The 18742-nt window shown below is 63.9% G+C and carries 23 protein-coding genes; 10 read left to right on the forward strand and 13 right to left on the reverse strand.

Features of this window, described 5'->3' with window-relative positions; all coding sequences use genetic code 11:
* Nucleotides 1-14 precede the first annotated feature (14 nt).
* On the forward strand, nt 15-872 hold the full coding sequence (sseA, locus tag JQ616_RS21610; RefSeq protein ID WP_212017739.1) for a 3-mercaptopyruvate sulfurtransferase: 858 nt from the start codon (nt 15-17) through the stop codon (nt 870-872).
* A 4-nt stretch (nt 873-876) separates the two neighbouring features.
* On the opposite strand, the gene JQ616_RS21615 is transcribed toward sseA, so the two are convergent.
* A complete protein-coding gene (locus JQ616_RS21615; protein WP_212017741.1) occupies nt 877-1719 on the reverse strand; it encodes a hypothetical protein in 843 nt (280 codons plus the stop codon).
* A gap of 326 nt (nt 1720-2045) precedes the next feature.
* Here JQ616_RS21615 and JQ616_RS21620 point away from each other — a divergent pair, with 326 nt between their 5' ends.
* Nucleotides 2046-3206: a L,D-transpeptidase family protein gene (locus tag JQ616_RS21620; RefSeq protein WP_212017742.1), complete on the forward strand. Its 1161-nt coding sequence runs from the start codon at nt 2046-2048 to the stop codon at nt 3204-3206.
* A gap of 105 nt (nt 3207-3311) precedes the next feature.
* Nucleotides 3312-4067, forward strand: coding sequence for a DUF4336 domain-containing protein (locus JQ616_RS21625; RefSeq protein WP_212017744.1), 756 nt, complete (start codon nt 3312-3314; stop codon nt 4065-4067).
* Between the two features lie 61 nt (nt 4068-4128).
* Here JQ616_RS21625 and JQ616_RS21630 read toward each other — a convergent pair whose 3' ends face one another.
* A complete protein-coding gene (locus JQ616_RS21630) occupies nt 4129-5091 on the reverse strand; it encodes a D-2-hydroxyacid dehydrogenase family protein (RefSeq protein WP_212017746.1) in 963 nt (320 codons plus the stop codon).
* 117 nt (nt 5092-5208) lie between these two features.
* Nucleotides 5209-5460, reverse strand: coding sequence for a hypothetical protein (locus JQ616_RS21635; RefSeq protein ID WP_212017748.1), 252 nt, complete (start codon nt 5458-5460; stop codon nt 5209-5211).
* A 274-nt stretch (nt 5461-5734) separates the two neighbouring features.
* Between JQ616_RS21635 and ettA the strand changes: the two genes are divergently transcribed.
* Nucleotides 5735-7384, forward strand: coding sequence for an energy-dependent translational throttle protein EttA (gene ettA, locus JQ616_RS21640; protein ID WP_212017750.1), 1650 nt, complete (start codon nt 5735-5737; stop codon nt 7382-7384).
* A 25-nt stretch (nt 7385-7409) separates the two neighbouring features.
* Complete coding sequence (locus tag JQ616_RS21645) at nt 7410-8249, forward strand: hypothetical protein (protein WP_212017752.1); 840 nt, start codon at nt 7410-7412, stop codon at nt 8247-8249.
* Here JQ616_RS21645 and JQ616_RS21650 read toward each other — a convergent pair.
* The gene (locus JQ616_RS21650) at nt 8233-8709 is read right to left on the reverse strand and encodes a hypothetical protein (RefSeq protein WP_212017754.1); all 477 of its coding nucleotides are present in this window, start codon (nt 8707-8709) and stop codon (nt 8233-8235) included. The genes JQ616_RS21645 and JQ616_RS21650 overlap by 17 nt on opposite strands.
* 192 nt (nt 8710-8901) lie before the next feature.
* On the opposite strand from JQ616_RS21650, the gene JQ616_RS21655 reads away from it, so the two are divergent.
* Nucleotides 8902-9486 carry a TIGR00645 family protein gene (locus JQ616_RS21655; RefSeq protein WP_212017756.1) on the forward strand — a complete coding sequence of 195 codons (585 nt, stop codon included), beginning with the start codon at nt 8902-8904 and terminating at the stop codon, nt 9484-9486.
* A 77-nt stretch (nt 9487-9563) separates the two neighbouring features.
* Here JQ616_RS21655 and JQ616_RS21660 read toward each other — a convergent pair whose 3' ends face one another.
* Nucleotides 9564-10736 (reverse strand): toll/interleukin-1 receptor domain-containing protein, encoded by a 1173-nt coding sequence (locus tag JQ616_RS21660; RefSeq protein WP_212017758.1) that lies wholly within the window; start codon nt 10734-10736, stop codon nt 9564-9566.
* Between the two features lie 83 nt (nt 10737-10819).
* Here JQ616_RS21660 and JQ616_RS21665 point away from each other — a divergent pair, with 83 nt between their 5' ends.
* Complete coding sequence (locus JQ616_RS21665) at nt 10820-12052, forward strand: lytic murein transglycosylase (protein ID WP_212017760.1); 1233 nt, start codon at nt 10820-10822, stop codon at nt 12050-12052.
* Nucleotides 12053-12161: 109 nt separating this feature from the next.
* Here the strand turns inward: JQ616_RS21665 and JQ616_RS21670 are convergent, their stop codons facing one another.
* Nucleotides 12162-12446 carry a hypothetical protein gene (locus tag JQ616_RS21670; RefSeq protein WP_029084043.1) on the reverse strand — a complete coding sequence of 95 codons (285 nt, stop codon included), beginning with the start codon at nt 12444-12446 and terminating at the stop codon, nt 12162-12164.
* Nucleotides 12447-12681: 235 nt separating this feature from the next.
* Complete coding sequence (locus JQ616_RS21675; protein WP_212017762.1) at nt 12682-12987, reverse strand: hypothetical protein; 306 nt, start codon at nt 12985-12987, stop codon at nt 12682-12684.
* Nucleotides 12988-13340: 353 nt separating this feature from the next.
* Between JQ616_RS21675 and JQ616_RS21680 the strand changes: the two genes are divergently transcribed.
* Nucleotides 13341-13616, forward strand: coding sequence for a (2Fe-2S)-binding protein (locus JQ616_RS21680; protein WP_212017922.1), 276 nt, complete (start codon nt 13341-13343; stop codon nt 13614-13616).
* A gap of 209 nt (nt 13617-13825) precedes the next feature.
* Complete coding sequence (gene bfr / locus JQ616_RS21685) at nt 13826-14314, forward strand: bacterioferritin (RefSeq protein WP_212017764.1); 489 nt, start codon at nt 13826-13828, stop codon at nt 14312-14314.
* A 96-nt stretch (nt 14315-14410) separates the two neighbouring features.
* Here the strand turns inward: bfr and JQ616_RS21690 are convergent, their stop codons facing one another.
* The 5 genes from JQ616_RS21690 to JQ616_RS21710 form a co-directional block, all read right to left on the reverse strand.
* Entirely contained in the window at nt 14411-14839 is a 429-nt protein-coding gene (locus JQ616_RS21690) for a hypothetical protein (protein WP_212017766.1), read from the reverse strand.
* A gap of 167 nt (nt 14840-15006) precedes the next feature.
* Nucleotides 15007-15360, reverse strand: coding sequence for a hypothetical protein (locus tag JQ616_RS21695; protein ID WP_212017768.1), 354 nt, complete (start codon nt 15358-15360; stop codon nt 15007-15009).
* Between the two features lie 156 nt (nt 15361-15516).
* The gene (locus JQ616_RS21700) at nt 15517-15864 is read right to left on the reverse strand and encodes an MmcQ/YjbR family DNA-binding protein (protein ID WP_212017770.1); all 348 of its coding nucleotides are present in this window, start codon (nt 15862-15864) and stop codon (nt 15517-15519) included.
* Nucleotides 15865-15881: 17 nt separating this feature from the next.
* Complete coding sequence (locus tag JQ616_RS21705; protein ID WP_212017772.1) at nt 15882-16943, reverse strand: alpha/beta fold hydrolase; 1062 nt, start codon at nt 16941-16943, stop codon at nt 15882-15884.
* A 237-nt stretch (nt 16944-17180) separates the two neighbouring features.
* The gene (locus JQ616_RS21710) at nt 17181-17579 is read right to left on the reverse strand and encodes a nuclear transport factor 2 family protein (protein WP_249137039.1); all 399 of its coding nucleotides are present in this window, start codon (nt 17577-17579) and stop codon (nt 17181-17183) included.
* A gap of 77 nt (nt 17580-17656) precedes the next feature.
* Here JQ616_RS21710 and JQ616_RS21715 point away from each other — a divergent pair, with 77 nt between their 5' ends.
* Nucleotides 17657-18409, forward strand: coding sequence for an ArsR/SmtB family transcription factor (locus JQ616_RS21715; protein ID WP_249137040.1), 753 nt, complete (start codon nt 17657-17659; stop codon nt 18407-18409).
* A gap of 15 nt (nt 18410-18424) precedes the next feature.
* On the opposite strand, the gene JQ616_RS21720 is transcribed toward JQ616_RS21715, so the two are convergent.
* Nucleotides 18425-18670, reverse strand: a complete 246-nt coding sequence (locus tag JQ616_RS21720; protein WP_016840968.1) for a DUF2188 domain-containing protein — start codon at nt 18668-18670, stop codon at nt 18425-18427.
* Nucleotides 18671-18742: the final 72 nt, after the last annotated feature.

Below are 18742 nucleotides of genomic sequence, written 5' to 3' on the forward strand. Positions count from 1 at the left end.
AAGGACATCAGATCATGACTGCTAACGACGATCCGCTCGTTTCGACCGAATGGCTGGCTGCGCATCTCGGCGATGCCAGCGTCAAGGTGCTCGACGCGACCTTCAAGCTGCCCGGCGTGCTGCCGCTGCCGAAGGATGATTATCTCGCCGCGCATCTGCCCGGCGCCGTGTTCTTCGACGTCGATGCGGTGTCCGATCATGCCAATCCGCTGCCGCATATGTTTCCGAGCGCCGAGCAGTTCGGTCGCGACATCGGCGGGCTCGGCGTCAGCAATGCCGATACCGTCGTGATCTATGATTCCGGCGGCTGGGTCGCAGCGCCGCGCGCCTGGTGGATGTTCCTGTCCTACGGCCATCGCAATGTGCGCATCCTCAACGGCGGTCTGAAGAAGTGGCGCGCCGAGGGCAGGGCGATCGAGAGCGGCGAGGTGAAGCCGAATCCCGCGACGTTCAAGACGAGCTACGATCCGAAGCGCGTGCGCAGCATCGAGCAGATGATCGCCAATGTCGAAAGCCGCGCCGAGCAGGTGATCGATGCGCGCGCTGCCGATCGCTTCGAGGGCCGTGCGCCGGAGCCGCGGCCGGGGATCCGCGCTGGGCATATCCCCGGCGCCCGCAACGTGCCCTACAACCAATTGTTCGATGCCGCGACCGGCGAGATGAAGCCGCTCGATGATCTGCGCAAATCATTCGCCGGCGCCGGCGTGAAGCTCGATGCGCCGATCGTGACGAGCTGCGGCTCGGGCGTCTCCGCCGGCGTGCTGACGCTGGCGCTCTACCGGCTCGGCGTCACCGACAGCGCGCTCTATGACGGTTCATGGTCGGAATGGGGCCAGGCCAACGGCCCGCCGATCGCGACGGGACCAGCTTGATAGCCTAGCGCCGCGTGACCGGCACCAGGGTCGTATTGCCGAACGGATCAATCTGCTGCTGCATGACCTGCCGAACCGGGCGCGTGCGGACAATCCGCCGTCGCTCCTTGCGGTGTGCCGGCTTGCCGGTTGCGTTGCGCTCCGGCTTCTTCGCCTCGGCGGCCTTCGGCGCCGCTGGGGCTTCGATCACGACTTCAGGTCCGCCCAGCGTCGCGATCTTTGTCGCGGCCGCGATCGCCTCCGGTGACGGCGGCGGTGCGGGCTCCGGCGCAGCCATAGCGGGTGCCGGTGCAGCAGGTGCGGGCTCGCTCGTAGCGGCGGGTGGATCAGCCACGACGGCGACCTTGGCCTCGGTGGGCGCTGGTATCGCTTCGGCGGCAGCGGGCGCAGGCTCCGATGCCGGCGCAGGATCTGCGCTCGGCGCCGGTGCCGCAGTGTCAGCCGATTGAGCTGGCGCGGGCGTCTCGGCGGCCTGGGCTTCCGGCTTCGGCGGAGCTGATGGCACCGGATCATCCGCCTTCACGGCTGTGACCTGCTCCGGTTGGGCTGCAGGTGCGGCTTCAGCGGGAGCGGCCGGCTCGGCCGCAGCGGGCTCGGACGGGGTCGAAGGTGCCGGAGTATTGGTCGTAGTCTTGTCCGCAGCGGGTGGATCGACCCGCACCATCGCGAGCACCGGTGGTGCCTCGGGTTGTTGCGCGAACTGCGGCTCGGGCGGGGCCCGGCGGGCCGGAATGCTCGCGAACTCTTCATGCGCCGCGCGGAACAGCGCGGCCGCCCCGAGCCCAAACACCAGAAGCGAGATCGCCAGCACGGTCGCAGCGAACAGGAAACGAAGGCCGGGAAGCATGGGCGCGGGTTCCCCCTTCTACGGGAGGGTGCAGATATCAAGGGAACGCGGTGACCACACGAGAAAGCCGGCGTCGCGAGCGCGAATCAGGCCGATTCGAGAATATCGCAACGCCCGGAGACTGTTTGTTACAAAATGCGGGCGATTGATGACTTTGGCCACGTAGACAGCGTTTGACGGGCCATGAGACATCTTTACCGCAGCGTTCGTCGACATCACAAATGCCCGAAATCGCCCGGGTTTCGCGGATTTGTCTTGAATGCGCCGCTATCTTCCTGCATTGGGCCGTTAACGGTCCGGTGTGGCTTGGGGACTATAACAGAGCAATGATGATCAACCGCATTCTGACGATTTGCGCTGCCGCGGCTCTCGGCGTGGCAGGAACCTCGCTCGCGCATGCGCAGCAGGGTTATCCGGCGCCTCAGGGTCAGGTCTATTCGGCCGCGCCGCAGCCCTACTCGCAGGGCAACATGCCTGATTTCGATGCGACCGACGATGAAGACGCGCCGCGCAACTCGGCCGCGCTGCCGCCGCCCGGCCCGGTGATGTCGCCGGACGATCCGCGTTACGGCCGTCCGATGAATGCGCCGCCGGTCTACTCCGAACGTGCCCCGACCGGTCCGGTAATGTCGCCCGACGATCCGCGCTATGGCCGGCCAATGGGACCGCCGCCGGTGATCTATGGCGATCGCGCGCCGGGTGGTGGTCCGCAGCAGGCGTATCGCGACAATGGCGTTCCCGCCGCCGGTGTTTCCTATGGCGATGACCGCGGCGGCATGCGTCCGCCGGAGGGCGTGACCGGAGCCGTGCCGCCGCAGCAGGCGCCGGTCGACGCCAATGGCAAGCCGGTGCAGATCGCAGCGCTGCCGCCGGACGAGCAGCCCGAAGACGGACCGGCGCAGCTGGCGCCGAACCTGCGTCGCCAGGAAGTGGCGTTCGCGACCAAGGAGCCGGCCGGCACCATCGTCGTTGATACGCCCAACACCTACCTCTATTACGTTCTCGGCAATGGCCGGGCGATCCGTTACGGCGTCCGTGTCGGCCGCGACGGCTTCACCTGGACCGGCGTGCAGAAGATCACCCGCAAGGCCGAGTGGCCGGATTGGCATCCGCCGACCGAAATGATCGAGCGCCAGCCCTATCTGCCGCGCTTCATGGCGGGTGGTCCCGGCAATCCGCTCGGTGCCCGCGCGATGTATCTCGGCTCGACCGTGTATCGCATCCACGGCACCAACCAGCCGTCGACCATCGGCAAGTTCGTCTCGTCCGGCTGCATCGGCATGCTGAACGAGGACGTCTCGGATCTGTTCGATCGGGCCAAGGTCGGCACCCGCGTGGTCGTGCTGCCCGGCGGCTCCGCTCCGGGAACGACGACGGCCTCCGCCGCGCCGCCGCCGAACCCGATGGCGCCGGCTCAGGCCGCGCCGCTGCCCGGCACCCAGCCGACCTCGGTGCAGCCGCTGCCCGCGCCGGTCACGGTGCGCTAAGGCGCCAGCCGGCAAACTGATCATTGAAAAGGGCGCGCCAACGGCGCGCCTTTTTTGTTGCAACAAGCTGGTCGGTCTCGACGTTGCCACCCGGGAGGCAATGCGATGCAAGAATCCTGGCAAGAATCCCGCCTGACCTACCCGCCGCTGAACACGCCGAAGCCGGTCGCCGACGATGTGTGGATCATCGACGGGCCAGTGATCCGGTTCGGCCCGCGCTGGCTCAGGATGCCGTTCCCGACACGGGCAACGATCATTCGTCTGCCGGGCGCGCGGCTCTTCATCCACTCGCCGACTCCATTGGGAGATGAACTGAAGACCGAGATCGCGCGCCTCGGCGTGCCGAGCTGGATCATCGGGCCGAACCGCCTGCATTATTGGTGGATCCCGGACTGGCATGCGGCCTATCCCGACGCGCGCGTGTTTCTCGCGCGGGGAATTGCGCAGCAGGCCGGCGACCGGCTTGCTCTTGATGGCGAGCCGCTCGAGGCGCGGTCAGGATACCCGTGGGACGAATGCATCGCGACGCTTCCGGTGGCCGGGAGCTACATGACGGAGACCGTGTTCTTCGATCTGAAGTCACGGACGTTGCTGCTGACCGACCTGATTGAAAACTTTGAAGCCGACCGCATTCGTTCGCCGTTGATGCGGTTGCTGACCTGGATCGGTGGCGTGCGCGATCCGGACGGCAGCACGCCGCGCGACATGCGGGTGACGTTCTCGCGCGACCGCGACGCGCTGAAGGCCGCCGTCGCGCGCATGATCGAATGGAACCCGGAGCGGATCATCCTCGCCCATGGGCGTTGGTATGACCGGAACGGCCGCGCCGAGCTCGAACGCGCGTTCCGCTGGCTCGGCTAGAGCATGATCCGGAACAGTGTGAAGCGGATTTCCGAAACGATCATGTTCCACCAAAAACGCGTTAGCCCAGCCGCCGCGGCGGCTCGGCACCCTTGGTGAAGGCATCGATGCACGCGACCATCTGCTGATAATGCGTCTGCAGGCTCTCGCGCGTCGCGTAGCCGAGATGCGGCGTGATCACGACGTTGTCGAGCTTGCGCAGCGGGTGATCCAGCGGCAGCGGTTCGACCGAGAACACGTCGATGCCGGCACCCGCGATCTTCTTCTCGCGCAGCGCCGCAAGCAGGGCGTCCTCGTCGACGATCGGCCCGCGCGCGGTGTTGACCAGATAGGCCGATGGTTTCATGCGGGCGAGATCGGCGGCGCCCACCAGCCCGCGCGAGCGCGGGCTCAGCACGACATGGATGGTGATGATGTCCGATGTCGCGAACAGCTCGTCCTTGCTGGCGTAGCCGACGCCGGCCTCCTTGCACTTCTCCGGCGTCAGATTGGGGCTCCAGGCGATCACGTTCATGCCGAATACCTTGGCCATGCCGGCGACCTTGCTGCCGAGCTTGCCGAGGCCGATGACACCGAGCGTCTTGCCCTCGATCTCGGTGCCGGCAAAGCTCTGCCAGGCCTCGCCGGCGTGCATGCGTGCATTCTCGCGGCCGATGCCGCGGGTCAGCTCCAGGATCAGGCCCATGGTCAGCGGCGCGGTGGGATCGCGGCTATATTGGGTGCCGCACAGCACCACCTGGCAAGCCTTGGCCGCCTCCATGTCGATCGCGGCGTTGCGCATGCCCGACGTGATCAGAAGCTTCAGCTGGGGCAGCGCTTCGAACAGGCTGCGCGGGAACGCCGTGCGCTCGCGCATCGCGCAGATGATCTCGAAATCCTTCAACTTCGCGGCGGCGTCAGCCTCGTTCGCGAACGGCTCGTCGAACACGGTGACCTCGACGTCATCCTTGATCGCCGGCCAGTCGGCGAGCGAAAGCGCGATGTCGAAATAGTCGTCGAGGATTGCACAGCGGAGCCGCGTCATCGGGAAGGTCCATTCAGGGTGAGGGCGACGGCCGGAAATCAGCCGTCGGGATACCCGTCATGGTCGCGCGCAAATGGCAGGCGCGCAAGCGGCCGCGCTTTCACATCGGGGCGATTGTCACGTCGGGCGGGACGGCCTTCGCGCCTTGGCGGTGCGGATATCGGCCAGCATCGATCTGACCGCCGGCGACAGTGCCATCTGCTTGGCGCGGCAGGCCGGGCCGGGGCCGCGCATATAGTGCAGTTCCGGACGGTAGGGATTGAAAGCCTTGGCAACGAAGGCACGCCAGAAAGCGCGGAATTCGGCGAACAGCGTCGCCTCACCCTTGATCGCCGGGCGGGAGAGAGGTGCTGAAATAATGGTAGCCATGATGTGGCCTCAACTGTTTTGGTCGCGGTTCTGCCGCGAAAATCGCCGTTTTTCGGCGTTGAGAACGAGTTTTGGCCTGATTTATTAAAAGATGGTTTCAATTGTCGTGATTCGGCGCACACATGGTGGCGAACCCGTAGTCACCCGTGGTGAATGGACCGAACGTGGTGAACGGATGGAAAACGCGACCCCCGCGGTTGCGCTTTCGGAGGCCGGCCGTTACATCGGCGGCAGCAAAATTTCCTCTAAATCCGATCAATTCCAGGGACAGCGGATGGCTCGCCAGTTCATCTATTTCATGCAGGGTCTGACCAAGGCATATCCGACCCGCAAGGTGCTCGATAACATCCATCTGAGCTTCTACCCGGACGCCAAGATCGGCGTACTCGGCGTCAACGGCTCGGGCAAGTCGACCCTGCTCAAGATCATGGCCGGCCTCGACAAGGAATATAACGGCGAGGCCTGGGTCGCCGAGGGCGCCCGCGTCGGTTATCTCGAGCAGGAGCCGCAGCTGGATGCCACGCTCTCGGTCCGTGAAAACGTCATGCAGGGCGTCGCCAAGCAGAAGGCGATCCTCGACCGCTACAATGAGCTGGCGGTGAACTATTCCGACGAGACCGCCGATGAAATGACCAAGCTGCAGGACGAGATCGAGGCCCAGGGCCTGTGGGATCTCGACAGCAAGGTCGACCAGGCGATGGATGCGCTGCGCTGCCCGCCTGACGATGCCGATGTCACAAAACTGTCAGGTGGTGAGCGCCGCCGCGTCGCGCTGTGCCGCCTGCTGCTCGACCAGCCGGAACTGCTGCTGCTGGACGAACCGACCAACCATCTCGACGCCGAGTCGGTGTCGTGGTTGGAAGGCCATCTGCGGAATTATCCGGGCGCGATCCTGATCGTGACCCACGATCGCTACTTCCTCGACAACGTCACGAGCTGGATCCTCGAGCTCGATCGCGGCCGCGGCATTCCCTATGAGGGCAATTACTCGTCCTGGCTGCAGCAGAAGCAGAAGCGGCTCGAGCAGGAAGGCCGCGAAGACGCCGCGCACCAGAAGACGCTGGCCCGCGAGCAGGAGTGGATCGCGTCCTCGCCGAAGGCGCGCCAGGCCAAGTCCAAGGCACGCTACCAGCGCTATGAGGAGCTGCTGAAGCAGGCCAGCGAGAAGCAGACCCAGACCGCGCAGATCACGATTCCGGTCGCCGAACGGCTCGGCCAGAACGTCGTCGACTTCGAAGGCCTCAGCAAGGGCTTTGGCGATCGCATGCTGATCGACGATCTCACCTTCAAGCTGCCGCCGGGCGGCATCGTCGGCGTGATCGGCGCCAACGGCGCCGGCAAGACCACGCTGTTCAGGATGATCACCAAGCAGGAGGAGCCCGACAAGGGCTCCATCACCGTCGGCGAGAGTGTTCATCTCGGCTATGTCGACCAGTCGCGTGACGCGCTCGACGGCAAGAAGACGGTGTGGGAGGAGATCTCGGGCAATAACGAGCTGATCCTGCTCGGCAAGAAGGAAGTCAACTCACGCGGCTATTGCTCGTCGTTCAACTTCAAGGGCGCCGACCAGCAGAAGAAAGTCGGCGCGCTGTCCGGCGGTGAGCGCAACCGCGTGCATCTCGCCAAGATGCTGAAGTCGGGCGCCAACGTGCTGCTGCTCGACGAACCGACCAACGACCTCGACGTCGACACGCTGCGCGCGCTGGAAGAGGCGCTGGAGGATTTCGCCGGCTGCGCCGTCATCATCAGCCATGATCGCTGGTTCCTCGACCGCATCGCGACCCACATCCTGGCCTTCGAAGGCGACAGCCACGTCGAATGGTTCGAGGGCAACTTCCAGGATTACGAAAAGGACAAGATGCGCCGGCTCGGCCAGGACAGCATCATTCCGCACCGCGTGAAGTACAAGAAGCTGACGCGGTGAGGTAGCCGCATCGCGAAAGTTCTCAATGGGAATTACTTATTCTCATTACTTGATACCGCGGGATAACACCGTTCGCCCCGCACCGGATCGGATTGTTGCTCTGATCCATGCCTGGATCGAGAACGGTTTCATCGCTGTAGCGGACGGTCAGGGCTCACAACCCACCGCTCGCTTCATGACGGCACTGTCCCCTGAAGAAGCGGTCGAGCAAAGGCAGGCCGCCAAGCCGCAATCCAGGTTCTGGGCGCGGCTTTGGGGAAAGAGAGCTCCGAAGCCGCCTCGTCGAGATATCTGGAAGCCGTTTCCGGTCCCGCCAACGGGCGAAGCGCTGTCGGCACTCGCGAAGCCCAGCACTGTGATTCGATGGGAGTGCGACTCAAACGCAGTCTATCCGATGAGGACTATCACCGAACGCATCTATCGAGGAGACCACAGTTTTCCGCACTCTCTGACGATCGAGATGTCCGATGATTTCCTGAATGTAAGGACTGATGGCCATGGTGATGCCAGGCAGGTGAGTCCGACCTGCAAGTGTGGATGCGGTCTAGGATATGACTATGACGCGATAGGTTGGTCGGCGACAGAGAGAATTCGTCAAATTTGCCCTTCCTGCGGATCAGCTTTCCGTCCGCAGGATCAGATTGCCGAGATTGTGGATGGAGCGACCGGCAAGAAAACACCCCAACCGGGTGGCTTGTGCAATCGCTTTGCAATCAGCATCGATTTCGGCAAGGAGTGGCCGCTTTATATGCCTGACGTCAACGGTGAACTCCTCGAAAGCACGGCCAAAGCCGCCGACGTCTTTCTAGAGACATGCAGCACCGCGCTAGGTGTCGGACTGAACGAATTTAGCCTCTACGGTTAGCTGACGCGGTGAGCCGGCCTCGCAGGTCGCCGAACCTGTCGAGGAAGGCGCGTGCGCGGGGCAGCGCGTCGTGAAGGAATTGCTTTGGCTCGCGCAGCCAGAGCCCTTCGATCTGCCGCGAGCGCGGTTCCGAGATCAGGACTTCGGTCGGCAGATCGACGAGCGTCGCGTCCCAGCCTGGGAAAAACCGCCGCGCGCGCCGGAAGCCGAGCGACAACAGCTGCGCCTCTGTCGTCAGGCCGTGATAGTCGAACGCAGCATTCCCGTCCGTGACGTAGATGTGGTTGCCGATGTAGCCGGCAGCCGGCTTGATCCAGCGGGCGTGGAAGCCAAGCTGGGCGTATCTTTCGAGAAACGCGTAGGCGAGCACCTGGCAGGCGCCATTCGCAAAGAAATGGCGATCGGGGCGATGCCACCGGCGCTTCGGATCGTCCTTGACGTTGACCTTCGGAAAGAACATCGGCGCGCGCTCGCGCTGGGCGGACAATGTGGCCAGACTATCGCTTGTCGGCGACAGGAGAAGGATCGAATTCGAAGATTAGCAGGATCGTGACGGGATCGCGGCGCAATCTGCGGCCAGTTGTCGCTTTTCAAGCGCGCGGGATTGCGTAGATAGAGCGCTCCGCAATTTCAATCCTGCGAGCTTTCCAACATGTCCGCTGTTTCCGACGCGCGTGCCCCCCTGAAGGGCCGGTCGCTGCGTCCCGTCCCCATGCTGATCTTCGGATCGCGCTGGCTGCAATTGCCGCTCTATGTCGGCCTGATCATCGCCCAGGGCGTCTATGTCGTGCTGTTCCTGAAGGAACTGTGGCACCTGTTCGCGCATTCCTTCGACTTCAGCGAGCAACAGATCATGCTGGCCGTGCTCGGCCTGATCGACGTCGTCATGATCTCGAACCTGTTGGTGATGGTGATCGTCGGCGGCTACGAGACCTTCGTGTCGCGGCTCAATCTGCAGGGACATCCCGATGAGCCGGAATGGCTCAGCCATGTCAACGCCAGCGTTCTGAAGATCAAGCTGGCGATGGCGATCATCGGCATCTCCTCGATCCATCTGCTGCGCACCTTCATCGAGGCCGGCGCGCTATCGTCCGGCAAGAGCACCTACACCGAGACCGGCGTGATGTGGCAGACCATCATCCATTGCGTCTTCATCCTGTCTGCGATCGGCATCGCCCTCGTCGACAAGCTGTCGAACGACTCGATCGAGGGCGCCAAGCAGCAAGCGGGACACTAGGGGCTCTTTGTTGACGCGCTTCCTTCAAACGAACCGGTGCCCACTTCGCTCGGAAACGCTCTATGCGCGGCGCGGCGCTACCGCGCCGCGCGTGAGCCGAGCGAGGCTGCCGCGGTGATCTTGCCGAGCCATTCCGGAATCTGCGCGGCGCCATTCGGGAATCCACGCGCCATCGCAACGACGAACACAGGCTGCCAGACGCCGAATAGCACCAGCCAGCCGAGCAAATCCGGCAGCTTGACGACCGTGCCGTAGACGATCCCGGCAGCGACAGCTGCGATCCAGGTCATGACGACACTGTTGAGCCGTCGGAAGCTGGGATTTGTCAGGATGATGCCGAGAATGGTGATCGCACCGCCAACCGCTCCGCCGACGCCACCGATGACGTAGCCCATGAAAGGATTATTGGTGAGCGTGTCTCTGACCTCAGCTGCGGACGTGGTGGTTGCGTCGGCGGCACTGCTGTCGGGTGCGGCACTGCTATCGGCAGCGGCGGTGGTATCGGCGGCGGTGGTATCTGCGGCGGCGGTGGTAGCAACTTTCGAATATTGGCCGAGTGTCTGAAGCGTGACACTGCTGGCATCGAAGGCCGAGATCCACGCCGCTGCGGTAATCGCAATCACGAGTAACAGCTGGAACCGGTCCTTGATGCCGAAGATGAAATTGCAGGTCGCGACCACGACGCCAAATATAACGCCGGGCAGGATCGTTATTCCACCGTATGGCCCGGAATCAACGAACGAAAATCGCAGCAATCCGGTGGCATATTTCACGGCGAGGGTGCAGGCGATGGCGGAAGCCAGCGCCAATGCAATGAACGGCAAATTGGATCGGCCGCGCGACTGCGCGCTGTCGGCGGCCAGCATCCGATCCACCGCGGCCCGCGTTTCGGCCGCTGCGCTGCCCTGCGGCTCGAGGATCGTGACCGCCCTGAGATAGGTCGGGACCTGGTCGAGCGGGGTCGGCGCCATCATCACCGGCAGCACGCGATTGCTCGGGTTCGGCCATTTGGTCTTGGCGAAGGCGAGCTCGCTCAAGGTGTAGCGTCCCCTGGTCACCGATTCCGGGCTGATCAGGAACACCATAAAATCGCTGCTTTCGATGGCTTTTTCGACGCGTGCATCGAAGCTGTCGCCCGCCGGAAGATCGTCGTGCGAAAAGAAAACCTGATGGTCGCAATTGCGCAGGGACTGGGCGATGCTGTCAGCCTGCGATTCCAGCTCGGAGGGAAATGATAAAAATATGCGCATGGTAAAACTTACCACCCAGAATTGAATTCTGACAATCGCCGAATCCGCTTCGCAATGCCTGTTTCAGCAGGGTGAGATCGATCATGAAATGGCCAGCCACCATTGTCGCATTGGCGCTGCTGTCGTGCGCGCCGCTGCAGCGGCCTGCCTACGCCGCCGACGCCGCGTTCACCCAGTTCATCGCCTCGCTGTGGCCGGAGGCCAAGGCGGCCGGCGTGTCGCGCGACACCTTCGATCGGGAAACACGTGGGCTCGAGCCCGACTACAAGCTGCCCGACCTGATCCTGCCCGGACGTCCCAAGACCGGCGCGCCGGCGCAAGCCGAATTCGTGCAGGTGCCGGCCGATTACATCAAGGAAGCCTCGATCGCGCGGCTCGCCACGGAAGGGCAAAGGCTGTTGCAGAAGTATCGGCCGTCGCTCGATGCGATCGAGAAGCGGTTCGGCGTGCCGGCGCCAATCGTCCTGGCGATCTGGGGCCGCGAGACCGACTATGGCCGTTACTCGCTGCCCTACGACACGCTGCGCGTGGTGGCGACGCAGGCCTATGTCGGCCGCCGCAAGGATCAGTACCGCACCGAGTTCATCCTCGCGCTGAAGATCCTCGGCGAGGGCGTGGTGACGCGCAAGGAGCTGCGCTCGTCCTGGGCGGGCGCGACCGGCTACACCCAGTTCCTGCCGTCGGAATATTACAAGCACGGCGTCGATCTCGACGGCGACGGCAAGGTCGACATCTGGCATTCGGTGCCGGACGCGCTCGCCTCCGCCGCGCAGCAACTCGTCAACAAGGGCTGGCAGCCCGGCGTGCGCTGGGCCTACGAGGTCACGGCACCCGCCAATGCCGATTGCACGATGGGCGTGCCCGAGGTGACAAAACCGATCAGCCAGTGGCTGCGGGCGGGCTTCGTGCCGGTGCGCGGGCAAAAGCTCAACGCGACCGAGCAGGCGCAATCGGCCTCGCTGCTGCAGCCGGAAGGCATCTACGGACCGGCCTTCCTGACCACGCCGAATTACTTCGTGATCAAGGAGTACAATTTCTCCGACCTCTACGTGCTGTTCGTCGGCCATCTCGCCGATCGCATGACGAGCCCGCAGCCGTTCGCGACGCCGTGGTCGGCTTCGAAGCAGCTGCGCTCCGCCGATGTCGAGGCGATGCAGCAGCAGCTGACCAAGATCGGGCTCTACAAGGACAAGCTCGACGGCAAGGCCGGGATGCAGACCCGCGCGGCGCTCGGCGCCTATCAGAAACAGGCCGGGCTGAAGGTCGATTGCTGGCCGAGCGAGGCGGTGCTGCGCGCGATGAACGGGGCGCGTTGATCGGTCATCGCCAAGACTGTTTCTGCGCCGAGACTGTTTCTGCGCGGAAAACAAAAACCCGGCCGCAAGGCCGGGTTTTCGAGTGTGATGCTGAAACCGTGTCGGTCGATCAGTCGCAAACCTGGATGCGACGGAAGCGCCAGCCGTAGCCGTCCCAGAAGCGCTCACGAACCCAGCGGCACGGAGCTTCTTCGACGTAGGTCGGGGCCGGTGCAACATAGACCGGAGCCGGGCGAGCGCCGGCAATCGCGCCGCCGAGCAGGGCGCCGCCGATCAGGCCGCCGGCAACGCCGGCCGCGACGGCACCGCCGTCACCAGCCTTGGCAGCCGGAGCAACCGCCAGCGAACCGGCAATCGTGGTAACGGCGACAAGGGCAGCTAAAGTCTTCTTCATGTCTTTGGCTCTCCTGGAAGATGGTGGCGTCGAGGTTCGGCGCCGGGGTTAGGTGACTCACACGCTGATCTCGAACTGCTGTCTTGCTAAACAGCGCAGAACAGTCAACCGAAAGTAAACGTCCGCAGCCTCATCGCGCAGAAAAGCGGTTTTTTCTGGCCATCTACAGCCGACGTCCCGGAGAACAGTCGGTTTTCCGGGACGTTTGGTTCGATTTAATCGAGATGAATGGCGATCAATCGCAAACGCGGACGCGGCGAATGCGCCAGGTGTAGCCGTCCCAGAAGCGCTGGCGCTGCCAGAAGCAGTCGGGACCATAACCGGGCTCGGCGACATAGGCGGGACCGGGCGCGTAGTAGCCATATCCCGGACCGTAATATCCGTTCTGCGAAGCGATCGCGCCGCCGACGATGGCGCCACCGATCAATCCCGCAGCGACGCCAGCGGCGACACCGCGTTGTGCCTGGGCGGGGGCGGGCACCGCCACAGCCGAAACCGCCAGAGTGGCGACGGCGCAAAGCGCCAGCAATGTCTTCTTCATGACCTCACCTTTCTCACGGGAGCAGGGACAGCGTACGTTGGCGATCTGTCTCGCCTGAAGGGTTCCATATTCCGCTTGAATGATCAATGAACGACGCTGCCGTATTCGCGTCCAAATGCTTGCAGCTTTTGGAATATCTTGCAACGCACAGCTGCTTGTGGGGATCGGCCCGGCAGGACCCGCCCGGCGCGCCTGGTATTCCCGAAAGCCCGGGCCGTCCGATTTAGATTCATTCCAGAATGAATCCCGCATCAGTTTGGAATTGCTACAAGAACTGCTTTTTCCTTTTGCATCCGGCGAGGGCCGACAATATCCATATTGGCGAGCATCACCCGTTGGACCCGCTTCTTCTGATGATTGTCTGTTCCTGTAACGTCCTCAGCGACCACGATGTCCGCAATGCCGTCAATGGCGGTGGGTCCGTGACACGTAATGCCAAGCAGGTTTATGGCTGCCTCGGCTGCAGTGCCGAGTGTGGCCGCTGCGCGCGCACCATCAAGGCGATCATCGACGAGGCGCTCGGCCCCTGCGCCAAGGCCTGCTGCTCCGGCTGCCCCCACAGCGGGCATCCCCACGCCGCCAACGAAGACGCCGAGCCGGCCACCGAGTTCGCGCTCGCGGCCTGCTGAGGCAACTTCCGGTTCCGATCCGATCTGCTTCCCGTTTTCTTCCGGCGAGCCGGCTTTCCCGCCGGCGGCAACGATCCGCCTCCGCCAAATCCCCAAATCCGGTTTATCCACGCGTCGCTTCCGCGAAGGGTTGCTCTCTCCGGTAATCTGATTTAGAAGCGTTCTAAATTCAGACCGGCCAACGGTGGCCGCGACAGGTGGAGTGGATCATGCAAGGCGACCCGAAGGTCATTGATTATCTGAACAAGGGGCTGCGCAGCGAACTGACCGCCATCAATCAGTATTGGCTGCACTACCGGATGCTCAACAATTGGGGCCTCCTGGAAATGGCCAAGGTCTGGCGCAAGGAGTCCATCGAGGAGATGGAGCACGCCGACAAGTTCGTCGATCGCATCCTGTTCCTCGACGGCTTCCCGAACCTGCAGGTGCTCGATCCCCTGAAGATCGGCCAGGACGTCAAGGAGATCATCGAGGCTGACCTCGCCGCTGAGATCGGCGCCCGCACGCTCTACCAGGAGGCGGCGACCTACTGCCACGGCGTCAAGGACTACGTCACGCGCGACCTGTTCGAGCAGCTGATGAAGGACGAGGAACACCACATCGACTTCCTCGAGACCCAGCTCGACCTGATCAAGCGCATCGGTCTTGAGCTCTACACCCAGAAGCACGTCGGTCATCTCCAGGGCGAGGACCACTGAGCCGCGGCTTCGCGCTCGGAGCGTGTTGCCAAAAATACGAGAGGCCGTCCTTGCGGGCGGCCTCATTTGTTTTCGTGATCTGGGTGAAGCGATCGATCAGTAGCACCGCGTGATGTTGATGGTGCGGTCGCCGCCGCGTCCGGGCACCGTGACGCTTTCGGTGGGGCAGCTCGACACGTAGGGACGATCCGACGGCACCACGGCCGGCGGATAGCGATGCGCCCAATCCCAGGGCACGTCCTGGGTGTAGGTGTAGCGGACATCGTTCGAGGCCGGCGCCGGGACTTCGGCGGCGAGGGGAGCGGCGGCCAACGCGTCGTCGTAATATCCGCTCGTTCCCGGCAACACGATGCCGGGCACGCGCAGGTGATGACGGAAGCCCGGATGATGCGAGGAGAACGTGCCGCGCGGCGCCGTTCCGGATCTCGCATAGGTCTCGGTGGAGCAGGCAAGCAGCAGCGCTGCAACGCCAAGGGACGCCATCAGCGCCCCAGGTGTTCGATAGGCATGTGTTCGCAGGGGCATGGCACGCACCAACTCGCGGTTAGGAGCATTGTGCGGACGCTAGGCCGGGCCGCGTTGCGCCCGCAAACTCATCCTTAATTATTGGTTAAGAAGTAAGGTTAACAGAGAGTAATTGTTTGAAATTGGCGCGATCGCACCTGCGGCTCCGCGCAGGCGGCCGGCGCCGGTCAGACAGCGTCCGCGGGGACGAAGCAGCTGATGATGATGTTGCCGCGGTGGTGCACGTACCACACCACGGCCTCGCCGACCGGATTGCCGCGGTCGCGGATCACAGCGCGTTCCGGCACCATCATCCACTCGCCTTCGATCGGCACCCAATAGGCGCCGCCCCGAACATCATAGCTCGTGCGATGGCCGTCGGAGATGTCGCAGCAGGGCACGCCGTTCGGCGCGATCACGCTCTTGAACCAGGCGCGGATATCGGGCGGCACGTTGTCGTATTGGCCGTTGTCGAACGCCAGCGCAGCGCCCGCCAACGTGACGAGCGACGCAAGCACTGCGACATGCGCGAGCCTTCGCATTGCCCTCCTCCGGCGAAAACTTCTGCGTGATCCGCGCAACGTTCCGCGCGCGAATCCAATGTTTGCGCGATTAGGCACGAACCGCGCGCAGGATGCATGCTCAAAGAATCGGCGGAGCGTTGCTGTGCGTCGTGATGCAGTGCGGGATCAAGGCGATCAGGATGGTTTCTTCGCGCGTATCTTCTTCACAGGCTTCGCCGCGATATTGTCCCACGCCATTGTGAGCGCGCTGCGCAGCGTGATCTGATCGGCTTTGGCGAGGCGGACATTGGTGCTGCCGCTCTTGCCCCAGCCGCCCGGCACCGGCCGGAAGATCTCAGGCTCGGCCTCGACCACGACAGCCTGCTGCTCCGGCGTCAGCTTCACCATGCCCCAATCCTTGTCGGGATGGCCGAGCGTCGCGAAGATGCGTTTGCCGACGCGGAAATCGGCGGTGCCGTGATGTGCGCCTTCGACGACGTCGGGCAGGCTCAGTGCAACATTGCGGAAGCGAGTTGCGGACATCGCCCTGAGCCCGCGCGCTACATCGTGCGCTGCGGCGCGGTCTGCAGCAATTCCTGCAATTGCCTGGCATAGAACTTGGCGTCGCCGGTCGTCAGATGGCCGCGCGTCTCGCTGCTTGCCGGGATCAGATAGATCTTGCCGTTCTTGATCCGCTTCACCGCGGCTTCGGTAACACCGGTCTCCGGCGGATTGCGCTCGTCGTCGGCCGCATTGATCGCAAGCAGGCTGGCCTCGATCTTCTCCATTCCCGCCGATGGATCGTAATCGTGCGAGGCCTCCCATTGATAGATGTAGTCGTTGGCATCTGCGGTGACCGGCAATGCCAGCTGGTCGTCGACCATCTTGTCGGCCTGCTGCGCCGACGGCGCCAGCGTCTGGTAGCCGAGCGTGCCGCCGGCGCTGGCGAAGCGATAGGCCGCGATGGCGTATTTCATCATCCGCGGTTGGCTGGTGTAGTTGCCGTTGTTGTAGTCGGGATCGTTGCGGATCGTGTCCAGCATGGTCCGGCGCAGGATCCAGTTGCGCGCCGCCATCGCCGTCGGCTGCGAGGCCATCGGCACCAGCACGTCCATCATCTGCGGATAGCGCACGCCCCAGATCCAGGTGTGCATGCCGCCCATCGAGTTGCCGATCACGAGCCGCAGGTGCTTGACGCCGAGCCCTTCGGTGACGAGGCGGTACTGCGCGTCGACCATGTCGTTGTAGTCGTATTTCGGAAAGCTGGTCCGCATCGCATCCGACGGCTTCGACGATTTGCCGTGCCCGATGCCGTCGGGAATGATGATGTAGTATTTCGTGGCGTCGAGCGGCTGGCCTGGGCCGAACAGCTGGCCGGCAAAGCCCGGCGTCAGCATGCTGGCGGCTGAGCCGCCGGAACCGTGCAGCACCAGCACCGGCTGCCCGGTCGGCGCGCCGACCGTGGTGTAGTGCAGCCGCAGTTCCGGCATCACCTCGCCGCTGTGGAACTTGAAGTCCTTCGCGGTCCACTCGCCGTCCTGCGGCGCGGGATAATCTGCAGCCATGGCCGGTACCGACATCGAGACGAGAGCGGCCAGCAGCGCCGCGCACAAACGGATCATGGTGCTTCTCCCCATGCGCGGCGCGTTTGTCCAGCCGCTTCGACGCAAGCCTAGCATGAGGGAAAGCGTTGTCCGAGAGGACGCCGGCGCGGCTGGCGAAGACGTGTTCGGCTAAAGCGCGATGAGATTGGGTTGAATCCTCATCGCGCTTTAGCCTGTTGTTTGAGCATAATCTCCGCGCAAACGCTTCGCGTTTGTCGCGAGGGAAAACCGCTTCGCACTTTTCCGGATCGTGCTTTAGCCAGCCTTCAGCACGTTCAGCGCATACCAACCCCAATAGACCCGGTGGCGCTGGATCAGGCCGTCCTCGATCTCCATGACCTCGACCAGATCCATCTGGTCGCCGTCCGGCGACTGGCGCGGATATTCCCAGGTGAGAATCCGGCCGTCGCTGAAGAAGCCCTGCTTGAAGCGCCGCCGCTGCGGCGGGTTGGTGCGGAACACGCGCGTGATGAACTCGCGCAGCGCCTCCCGTCCGCGAACGATCCCGTCTTTGGTCTGCATCAGATGCTGGACCAGCGGGCTCTCGATCGAGGCATCGAGCGCGTAGAGCGCCAGCGCCGCCTCGAGGTCCTTGTTGCCGAGGGCTTCGTCCCAGAGCCTGTAGATGCGTTCTGCGTCGGTGTTGGCTGTCATGATTGTTCCCTTGTGTGTCGTCGACTGCCGCCGATTTGACCGGAAGTGGCGGCCGCAACGCTTCAGGAAAATCTGAAATGAGTTTCGCGACGTTGCGAATGCGCGTAGGACGGTTTCAGCGCGACATGGAGAGCGATGCGGTGGGATCATCCCAATCCGTGCAGACCGGATTTTCGCGGATCGCCGAGGCACTGGGCGATCCGGTGCGCGAAGCGATGGTCAGTGCGCTGGCCGACGGCAAGGCGCTGCCGGCGGGCGAGCTTGCCGCGGTTGCCGGCATTTCGCCGCAAGGCGCCAGCGCGCATTTGCAGAAGCTGGTCGACGCGCGGGTGCTGTCGGTGTGGGCCCAGGGCAGGTTCAGATATTACCGCATCAGGGACGACGACGTCGCGGCGCTGATCGAGCAGCTGGTCGATCTCGCCGCGAAGGCAACTGCCGCGCCCAGGCGTGCGATGCCGGCCGAGCAGCTCCGGCAATCGCGCACCTGCTACCATCACCTCGCGGGCCAGCTCGGCGTGTTGCTGTCGAATGCGCTGATCCGCCGCCGCCTCGTCGTCGTCGACGGCCGCGATGGGCGTGTGACCGAGCAGGGGCTGGCCTGGTGCCGCGCCGAACAGATCGATTTCGATCCGGCGCGGCAGCCGCATCTGCGGCTCTGCAACGACTGGACCGAGCGCGTGCCGCATCTCGCCGGTCCGTTTGCCAATGCCGTGCTGGCGCGGCTGGTCGAGATGCGCGGCGTCGCGCCGCATCGGATTCCGCGCGCGCTGCGGATCACCGATCGCGGGCGGGCATTCTTCGATCGGCTCGGCGTGCAGGTTCCGTTCTGAAGCCCCGTGAATGTGCTAGCGCCCGTCCTCGACCTCGGTCTCCGGGCGGTCATTGCCGGAGGCGGTTTCGGTCAGCCATTTGCCGTCCGACGTCTCGTACTGGATCGCTTCGGTGCGCCCGGGAACGCGCTGTTCGTTGGCGGCGCGCCGGGCGGCCGCAAGCGCCGCGGCATGGGTTGGAAACGGTTCCGAGAACACCCCGTTGACGGTATAGGCCCAACCGCCGTCGTGCTGGACGACCTTGTAGATCACGTGGCTCATCCGGAACCTCGTTTCCGTCGTGGACGATGAGGCTGCCAGAATAGACCACGATGTCGTATTTTGCAGCAGCCG

Origin of the sequence: Bradyrhizobium tropiciagri (assembly GCF_018130545.1) — a bacterium.
GTDB classification, from domain to species: Bacteria; Pseudomonadota; Alphaproteobacteria; order Rhizobiales; family Xanthobacteraceae; genus Bradyrhizobium; species Bradyrhizobium tropiciagri_A.